Source organism: Geminicoccus sp., assembly GCF_036263595.1.
In the GTDB taxonomy this organism is placed as follows: Bacteria; Pseudomonadota; Alphaproteobacteria; order Geminicoccales; family Geminicoccaceae; genus Geminicoccus.
Window position 1 is genome coordinate 1 of the sequence record NZ_DATAGQ010000112.1, and the last position, 8,345, is coordinate 8,345.

Annotated in this window: 8 protein-coding genes and 2 pseudogenes; 1 reads left to right on the top strand and 9 read right to left on the bottom strand. The window is 64.6% G+C overall.

All coding sequences use genetic code 11. From position 1 onward, the window contains the following. Positions 1–141 precede the first annotated feature (141 nt). From VHL31_RS26635 to VHL31_RS10215, 9 genes and pseudogenes are all read right to left on the bottom strand, one after another. A pseudogene (locus VHL31_RS26635) lies at positions 142–256 on the bottom strand (LysR family transcriptional regulator); the annotation flags it as partial. Between the two features lie 385 nt (positions 257–641). Further along, positions 642–947 (bottom strand): transposase, encoded by a 306-nt coding sequence (locus VHL31_RS10180; RefSeq protein WP_329661097.1) that lies wholly within the window; start codon positions 945–947, stop codon positions 642–644. Positions 948–1,277: 330 nt separating this feature from the next. Beyond that, the gene (locus VHL31_RS10185) at positions 1,278–2,021 is read right to left on the bottom strand and encodes a hypothetical protein (RefSeq protein WP_329661098.1); all 744 of its coding nucleotides are present in this window, start codon (positions 2,019–2,021) and stop codon (positions 1,278–1,280) included. A gap of 7 nt (positions 2,022–2,028) precedes the next feature. After that, positions 2,029–2,961 (bottom strand): type II secretion system F family protein, encoded by a 933-nt coding sequence (locus VHL31_RS10190; protein WP_329661099.1) that lies wholly within the window; start codon positions 2,959–2,961, stop codon positions 2,029–2,031. Then, positions 2,961–3,929 (bottom strand): type II secretion system F family protein, encoded by a 969-nt coding sequence (locus tag VHL31_RS10195; RefSeq protein ID WP_329661100.1) that lies wholly within the window; start codon positions 3,927–3,929, stop codon positions 2,961–2,963. The genes VHL31_RS10190 and VHL31_RS10195 overlap by 1 nt, the downstream gene beginning before the upstream one ends. Next, positions 3,922–5,268, bottom strand: coding sequence for a CpaF family protein (locus VHL31_RS10200; RefSeq protein ID WP_414653692.1), 1,347 nt, complete (start codon positions 5,266–5,268; stop codon positions 3,922–3,924). The genes VHL31_RS10195 and VHL31_RS10200 overlap by 8 nt, the downstream gene beginning before the upstream one ends. Next, on the bottom strand, positions 5,265–6,485 hold the full coding sequence (locus tag VHL31_RS10205; RefSeq protein ID WP_329661102.1) for an AAA family ATPase: 1,221 nt from the start codon (positions 6,483–6,485) through the stop codon (positions 5,265–5,267). The genes VHL31_RS10200 and VHL31_RS10205 overlap by 4 nt, the downstream gene beginning before the upstream one ends. A gap of 29 nt (positions 6,486–6,514) precedes the next feature. After that, a complete protein-coding gene (locus VHL31_RS10210) occupies positions 6,515–6,778 on the bottom strand; it encodes a hypothetical protein (RefSeq protein WP_329661103.1) in 264 nt (87 codons plus the stop codon). 5 nt (positions 6,779–6,783) lie between these two features. Continuing rightward, positions 6,784–7,914 carry a type II and III secretion system protein family protein gene (locus VHL31_RS10215; RefSeq protein WP_329661104.1) on the bottom strand — a complete coding sequence of 377 codons (1,131 nt, stop codon included), beginning with the start codon at positions 7,912–7,914 and terminating at the stop codon, positions 6,784–6,786. A 26-nt stretch (positions 7,915–7,940) separates the two neighbouring features. Between VHL31_RS10215 and VHL31_RS10220 the strand changes: the two are divergent. Beyond that, positions 7,941–8,258 (top strand): annotated as a pseudogene (locus VHL31_RS10220) (transposase); the annotation flags it as partial. Positions 8,259–8,345 lie beyond the last annotated feature (87 nt).

Below are 8,345 nucleotides of genomic sequence, written 5' to 3' on the forward strand. Positions count from 1 at the left end.
CAAAGGCCGCCGGCAGCAGCGCTTCCACCAGGCTCACCTGACCCACCGCCTTGCGCACCATCGGACGCCCCCATCCTGCTTCACCAGGATCGAATCACAGCAGCACGGCCAAGGCCAGGGTTTCGCGGCAGTCTCCATAGGAACCAGGCTGCGTCCGGTCCTGACCAGCAGCGGATCGCCTGTCGTCGCGCGCAACGCTGCCTCCTGTGAGCAGCGCATCCAGGGCGACTAGCAGGTTGAAATCGGGCTTCGGCATGCGTCGACCTTGGCGCCGCTTGTTCGTGATGTGGGGTTCAACGCACGAACATGGTGCGAATGATGCGTGTCATGCCATGTGGGGCCAAGGGCTAGCACCTACGACTTGTGCCTCCTGATGAGCTTTTCAGTCTTGGTTTCAGCAGAGTCCTAGGAGTGAGTAGGGCAGGGTGCGGCACCATGGCTGGCCAAGATGCTGACCATCAGCCGGCGTCATCGCGGCATCAGAAGGGGCTGCCGTAGCGGCCGTGATGGCGGATCTGGAGCCGTCGTAGATCTTGAAGCAGCTGTTGGTCGGCGGCCGCTCACAGGCTCTCGGGCCACAACCGCCAAGCGTAGTAGCCGCTCGGCGATACCTTGAGCACGCGGCACATGAGGAGCACCGGTTAGGTGTAGCCATGCTGCTCGATGAAGCTAAACCTCATCTCGGCACCTCCGCGAAGATGCCGATGGCTTTTTTGGACGTCGCACGCCATCCGCGTCCGGTCGAACTCGCGCTTGAGCTTGGCGATCTGGGAGGCGAGATCGGCCAGCGAGGCTGCCCTCGGCCCGACTGTGCCCGTTCGCGGTGCCACTGCCCGGGACGGCATCACCGTGCCAGGGATCGCCGCCCGCCATGCCCGCAGCACCGAGGGCTGAACACCCAGCTCGGCCGCCACCTGCGTCAACGGACCATTGCTGCTCTCGAGCAAGGCCACGTCTCGCGCTTGAACGCAGAAACGAACTCCCGCCTCGTCTTCGGCCACCATTCTCGCTCCCTCAGGAGCGGATCAAAGGTGTCCATAGAAGCGAGATAGGCTCTGGCAGCCTAAGTGAAACGCGTGGCCGTTGTTGACGATCAGCAGAGCTGCTGAGCATGTGTCGGTGTTTGACCTGGAAGCTCGCCAGGGGCGGCCGAATTGTACTGCTCGCTGCGCAAGGCGAATATGTTCCAGTGAGCACGCTCGGGTTGGTCAGCACATAGGCCTCGGCATCCAAGGCTGGCTTGGCCGAAGCGACGTCCAACGCAAGGTATGAAGTCTCTACGAAGGATCCAGTTGCAGGAGCTGGGCGTAGCGCTGTAGGTCGCTCTTCTCGATGGGATCGCGTGTTACGCGCTGCGCCATTGCCGGATGGCCGGTTGCCGCGTAGGCCAACGCCAGATTGTTCATGACACGTGCCGGTGCGTTCGACCGCCTTGCCAGCGGCACCAGGATCTCGATTGCTTCAGCGGCACGACCGGACAGCATCAGGCACAGTGCGCGGTTGTTGGCGATGGCAAGATCGTCCGGCGCGGCCTCGGCCGCCGCAGCATGCCACGGCAATGCTTCGGCATGGCGACCGATCAGATCCAGCGCCACGGCCTTGCCACTGAGCGCCTCTGCGTCATCCGGCACCACGGCCAGTGCACCCTCGAACAAGGACAGCGCTTCCGGGCTGCCACTCAAAAGCCGGATTCTACCTGACTGGACGAGTAGCTCGGGCGCGTTCGGCATCCGGGCAAGCGCGCGGTTCAGTACCTCGTCCGCCTGTGCCAGACCGCCGGCGCGGATCAGCGCGGCCGCATAGCGGGCCTGTGCCTGCGGGTCGTCCTGTCGGTTGCCTGCCTCGGCTCCATAGATGGAGAGCGCCACGCCCGGCTGTCCGTTGGCTTCCGCCACCGAGGCCACCCGCACGCGAGATGATTCGTCTGGCTCGCGCAGCGCCGATCGCTCCTGGACGGTACAGGCCGCCGCAGCCAAGCCAAGCAGGAGCACCAGAACACGCGAGCCTGCCAAGGTGCTCATCTCGTTCTCACAAGTTGTTCATGAGCTGGAGGATGGACGGGCCGATCAGGACAATGAACAGGCTCGGCATGATGAACAGGATCAGTGGCATCACCAGCAGGGCTGGAAGCCGTGCTGCCTTCTCCTCCATAGCTACCATCCTTTCCTGCCGCATCTCGGCCGCCAGCACGCGAAGTGCCTGGGTAAGGGGCGTGCCGTAGTGTAGGGCCTGGGCCAGCGTGGAACCGAGGCGCCGGTAGCCCTCAAGATTGGTTCGCTCCCCCATTCGCATCAGTGCCTCCCGGCGATCCGGCAGCATGCGCAGTTCCTGGCTGAGGATCGTGAACTCTCGCGCGACCGCTGGGCTAGAACGCTCCATCTCACGTGCCACCCGGTTGACCGCGGATTCGAGACCGAGGCCCGCCTCGCCGCACACGACCATGAGGTCCAGCGCGTCCGGCAGCCCCTTGCGCAGTGTCCTGAGATAGGGTCCCCGCAGGAACCGCAGTACCCAGTTCGGCCCAAACACCCCCAAGAACAGCGTCGGCGCCACCAAGAGGCCGTGCATCAGCCAAGTCTCGGTCATCACGGCACCGAGAAGGTAACCCAGCACCGGCAAACCCAGCATCACTACGATCTTCATGCCGATGAAAGCCGAGGCCGCACGTCTAGCATCGAACCCTGCGGCGCCGATGGCACGCTCAAGTTGGGCCAGATCCTGCGCCGAGATTAGAGCCGTGCCACGCGCCGCCTCACCCAATCGGGCAAACATGCTTGCGGCGCTGAGCGCCAGAGACGTCCCGGCAGAAGTCTGCACATCGCTTGGATGCATCACTACCCGGATCCGCCGGATGAGGTCCCCCTCCTCAGCCACGTGCGCCAGCAGAATAGCGACAACGACGGAGAGGCTGAGGGCAGCCAAGCCCGCGGCAACTGCAGCAATGACGGTGGGCGTGACCATCAGTCCTCCGTCGCCCGGCGAATCAGCCAGCGGATGGTCAGGGAGCCCAGCGTCATCAGGGTCAACCCGGTCACCATCATCTTGAAGCCGGCCTGCTCGCTCCAGAATGTATTCAGGTAACCTGGACGGATCACGGACATCGCCAGGGCGCAGATGAAGGGCAGAATGATCAGGATTACGGCTGACGTCGTCGATTCCGAGGCCAATGCCTTGGCCCGGGCCGCCAGAGCTACGCGCTTGCGCACGATCTCCGCCAGGTTCTCCAGGGTCTCGCCTAGGCTGCCGCCAGTCTGAGCCTGAAGGCCAAGTGTCACTGCCAGGAAGCCGTATTCCGTCACCTGGGTACGGTCATAGAGGCGGAAAAATGCAGACCCCACGCTGTTGCCGATGGCGGTCTCCCCGACAATTCGGGCAAACTGCGGTCCGGTAGGTGCCGGCATGTCACGGGCGACGCTGCGCAGCGCCTCGGCCATCGGCAGCCCCGACCGGACTGCCCGCAGGATCAGCCCCAGCGCATCCGGAACCTGCTTGAACAGCGCGTCGCAATATTTGCGGTGCTGCCAGCGAAAGATCATGCGCGCGCCCAGCACGGCGCTGATCATACCCATCGGCAGCGCTAGCATCTTGCCCAGATAGAAACCGGCAATCCACCAGCCGCTCAGGCCGATGCCGGTTGCCAGCAGCATCACTACCGGCCATGCCAGGACCTGCTCCTCCGGCAGGTCCGGATGGAAGCCAAGCAGCCGGGACAGCCGCTGCCGGAAAGGCTGGTCGCTCTGCGCGGCGACACGAATGCTGGGCATGGCATCCGCGGCCGCCTTCTCTACACGACCCCGCACACCGAATTCATTGACGCGTCCCCTGAGCTTGCGGCTTCGCTCGCGAACAAGCAGCCATGTCGCGACGCTGATCAGCAGTACCGCCAGAAGCGCCGCCCCAAGCGCGAGCAGGCGGTTCGTGTCATGCATCGATCAGCGCCCGCATCCAGGCGTCTCCCAGCCCGAAATACTGCAGCCGGTCATGGAAGTTTGGCCGCATGCCCGGGGTGACCCAATGCCCCAGGATCCGGCCATTCCGGTCCTCGCCGCCGAACTCGAAGGTGAAGATGTCGTTCATCGTGATGACATCCCCCTCCAGGCTGGCGACCTCCGAAATCTGCGCAACCCTGCGGCCGCCGTCGCGCATCCGCTGGATCTGGACGATGATGTCCACGGCGCTGGCGATCTGCGTGCGGATGGCGCGCACCGGCAGGCTGGCGAGGCCCATCTGCACCATGTTCTCGATGCGGGTCAGCGCATCGCGGGTAGTGTTGGCGTGGATGGTGCAGATCGAGCCGTCATGGCCAGTGTTCATCGCCTGGAGCATGTCGAAGGCTTCGGCACCGCGCACCTCGCCCACGATGATCCGGTCCGGCCGCATTCGCAGTGCGTTCTTGATCAGCTCGCGCTGGTGGATCTCGCCCTTCCCCTCCAGGTTGGCCGGACGCGTCTCCAGCCACACCACATGCGGCTGCTGGAGTTGCAACTCCGCCGCGTCCTCGATGGTGACGACGCGCTCATCGTGATCGATCAGTCGGCTCAGCGCATTCAGCATCGTGGTCTTGCCGGAACCGGTACCGCCGGAGATGACGATGTTCAGGCGTGCCCGCGCCGCGATCTCCAGAACACGAGCGACCGCGGGCGATAGGCTGCCGAAGCCGACCATCGCCTCGAAGTCAATTTTCTTCTTCGAGAACTTGCGGATCGAGATGCATGCTCCGTCGATGGCAAGCGGCGGGAACACCACGTTGACGCGGCTGCCATCGGAAAGCCGGCAGTCGACCAGCGGGCTGGACTCGTCTACCCGGCGGCCGGCGGCAGCTGCCATCTTCTGGCCGATGGTCGCGACCTGGGCGGAGTCACGAAACCTGATGTCGGCCCGGTGTATCTTGCCGCGCACTTCGATGAAGACGTGGTTCGGCCCGTTCACCATGATGTCGCTGATGCTGTCGTCACGGAGCAGCGGCTCCAGAGGGCCGTAGCCGACCATGTCGTAGGCGAGCTCCTCGGCGATCCGCGCCTGCTCATGTGCCGCCAGTTCCAGACGCCCTCGGCTGGCCAGATCGTGTACCAGCGCCTCAAGTTGAATCTGCAGCTCGGTTGCGGGCAGCACAGAGGCGGTCACCGGGTCCACGCGCTCCATCACCTGGCTGCGCAGCCGTGTGGCCGGGGATTCGGCCGGCTGTTTGGCGGTAGGCGAAACCGGCTGCGATACGGCAGTCGCGTTCACGGCCAGCGGCACATCGCTCCTGCGCCCGAAAGTTTTCATCGGGCGAGCAGCCAACGCAAGATGGACGGGCGTGCGCTCGTGTCGGTCCTCATGCCGAAGATCTCCCGTGTAAGTGGTGCCAGCGCCTTGCGCAGAGATGCACTGGCAGCCCCCGATGCCTGTCCCAGGTTTGCCGCGCGAGGCAGGTGCCGCGGCAGGTCGGGGACGATCACGTCAGGGCGCCGGCCGAGGCCTTCGATGATCAACGGCAGCTTCATTCCGCCGGGCGCACCTAGGCGGTTTAGAACGAGGATTGGCTGGCTGTTCGGCGAGACAGAGGTGATCAGCTTGCGGGTCGCCTCCGCGTCCCGGACCCCGGCAAGATCGGGACCGAACACCACGATGGGGATCCGCGCCGCCGCCAGCACCTGGCGCTCATAAGGCGAAGGCGGGTTGGGCAGGTCGACCACGACATGGCTGAACCGTTGGCGCAGAATGTCCAGCAAATGCATCACACCTTCAGGAGACGGCTCGGGCTGCGCCTCGAACGGCTCTTCGGCCGCAATCAGGCGAAGCCGCCCCTGGACCGTGGCTGCCATCCGGTCGACGAAGAGGGGGTCCACCCGCTCCGGCTCCTCAAGCGCCACCCGAAGACCGTTGCCGACCTTGGTGGCCAGCATCATCGCCGTTGTCCCGCCGCGCAGATGGAGGTCCAGCAGGGCGATGTGCCCCTTGGTGGCTTCCAGCTGCAGTGCGAGATGCACGGCCAGCGTGGTTGCCCCGCAGCCCCCGCGTGCACCACAGACGACGATGATCTGGCTGCCGCGCTGCACCGTCTTCTCGGTAGACGGCACCACCAGGGGCCCGAACAGGGCCGAGACGTTGCTGCGCGTGAGCGGCTTGTAGATGTACTCATCGACCCCCAGGTCACGGATGAGCTCGCGGTAGAAGCTTACCTCCGAGCGGTCTCCAACGACGAGCACCCGGACATCCGGCGTGCAGACCGCAGCCAGCTCGTTCAGAGCGCTGATGGGATCCTCAATTCCGGAGATGTCGACCAGCAGGACGCGCGGCGTTGCCTCGTTTGCCAGGAAGCGTGCAGCAGTGCGCGCCGTGCCGCGCCGGATCTGTGCGCCAGCCATCGTGTCCGCGAGACCGGCTTGGATGGCGGCCTCGCTTTCCTCGTCGGCCACGAAAGCTAGAAGAGCCGTACGGTCGGCATCGATCGGGGGGATGGCAGCACCGCGGGCGAGTGCCAGAGCATTCGCTGGTGTCATGCGATGATGTCCCTCTTCATGGGGCGGATCTATTCATCGGGAACTATGATGTAGGTATCGGGCAGCGGGTAGCGCTTGCCATTCAGCAGTCGATCGACGGCATCGGCGGCCGTCGGGCCATGCGAGCCCACGGCTCCAATCCCATGGTGAAGATGAGCCGGCTCTACCAGCATAGCCTGCAGGTTTAGGTCGTTGACGCCGGCAGGCTGCAGGGTGCCGGGACGATCGTAGGGATCTGCATTGCAGGCGGCCAAGCTGAGCAGGACCAGGAGTGCCGTGAGCGGTCGGAGCATGCACTCTAATCCAGAATGAAGCCGGCATCGAAGGGCTTGGTACCCATCGGGGCGGGCTGAAGGCCGCGAGCAACTTGGCGGTTGAGCAGGATCCGCTCGATGTCCGTGGCGGCACGGAAGCCGTCCAGCGGCGTCGACAGAGCCTCCGGATTGGAAACGGGGCGGACGAGATAAGGAGTGACGATGATCACCAGCTCGGTCTCGTTGCGCCGGAAGGCCTCTGACTTGAACAGGGAGCCTAACACAGGGACCTCGGAAAGCCCGAGCACACCATTGGTGAGCTGGGAGGAAGTGCGCTGCAACAGGCCTGCGATGGCAAAGCTCTGCCCGCTGCCGAGTTCGACAGTGGTTTCGGCCCGGCGCACCGAAAGAGCGGGAATGCGCACAGTGCTGGTCGCCAGCGGAACTGTAATCGCACCGTTTTCGGACAGTTCGCTCACTTCCGGCCGCACGCGGAGGTTCAGCCGCTCGGGCGACAACACGGTCGGCACGAAGGATAGGCTGACACCAAACGGCTTGAACTCGATGGTGATCTGCTCGTCGTCGGCAGCGACCGGGATCGGAAACTCGCCGCCTGCCAGGAAGCTGGCCGTCTCACCCGATTGCGCAGTCAGATTCGGCTCCGCCAGCACAGTGATGAGCTGATCGGCGGCGAGGGCATCGATCAAGGCATTGATGTCCAGATTGGATGAGCGATAGCCGATGCCCAGCCGGTTGGGCAGCCCACTGCCCACAATGTTCGCTGGCCGGTTGTTGAGCGCGTTCAGGATCTGCGAGCCTACCACAGCGCCTGCGTAGAGCGGCGTAACAGCACCACTCGTGGCAAAGCCGATGGCGAAGCTGCCGCTGCTGAACAAGGCTTGCCAGTTGAAGCCGAGCTCGCGCGTCACTTCGCGAGAGATCTCGATCGCGCGGACCCGCACGTTTACCTGGATCGTCGACAGCATGGTCATCTGGTTCACCAGCGTCTGCCCCTCCCCGAGGTGACCACGCGCAACCGCTACGACCGACTGTGCATCCAAACCGGTTGCAACCGTTCCCGAGAGAATCAGCGTGTTGTCCGACGCTTGGACCTGCACCTGCGCAGCGCCCGTCAGTGTCCGGTGGATCGCCTCCTCGACCGCACCGGCGTCCAATGGCGCTGCCTCGTTAGCTTTCTCTGGCGGAGCAAGTGCCGCAGGCCATGGGCCTGCTTGCCCGTCTGCCGGCCATGCCGCGCTGGGTCGTGGCGGATCGCGGCTATACCAGCCATGCCTTCCGCGAGCGCATCTGGAACCTGGGCGCACGACCGGTGATCCCACCGCAGCGGCACGAGGCACCGGTCGCTTGTCCCGGCTGGATCTACAACAATCGCAACCGGGTGGAGCGCTTGTGGGCCAGGCTCAAGGAGTGGCGCGCCATTGCTACCCGCTACGAGAAGAGAGCCAGCTGGACACCTCCAAAAACCGCTCGTGCGTGTCCGGCATCGGTGGTGGGATGAGGCCAGTCTGGTAGGAGGCGGGCATGGCGGGTCAGGCTGGTTTCTTCGACGTCGAGGAGCGGCTGGCTGGCCTGTCGAAGAAGGGCG

Coding starts and splice junctions, on each gene's coding strand:
- VHL31_RS10205 (WP_329661102.1), bottom strand. CDS start 6,485: ATGACACCAGCGAATGCTCTGGCACTCGCCCGCGGTGCTGCCATCCCC.
- VHL31_RS10210 (WP_329661103.1), bottom strand. CDS start 6,778: ATGCTCCGACCGCTCACGGCACTCCTGGTCCTGCTCAGCTTGGCCGCC.
- VHL31_RS10200 (WP_414653692.1), bottom strand. CDS start 5,268: ATGAAAACTTTCGGGCGCAGGAGCGATGTGCCGCTGGCCGTGAACGCG.
- VHL31_RS10185 (WP_329661098.1), bottom strand. CDS start 2,021: ATGAGCACCTTGGCAGGCTCGCGTGTTCTGGTGCTCCTGCTTGGCTTG.
- VHL31_RS10195 (WP_329661100.1), bottom strand. CDS start 3,929: ATGCATGACACGAACCGCCTGCTCGCGCTTGGGGCGGCGCTTCTGGCG.
- VHL31_RS10190 (WP_329661099.1), bottom strand. CDS start 2,961: ATGGTCACGCCCACCGTCATTGCTGCAGTTGCCGCGGGCTTGGCTGCC.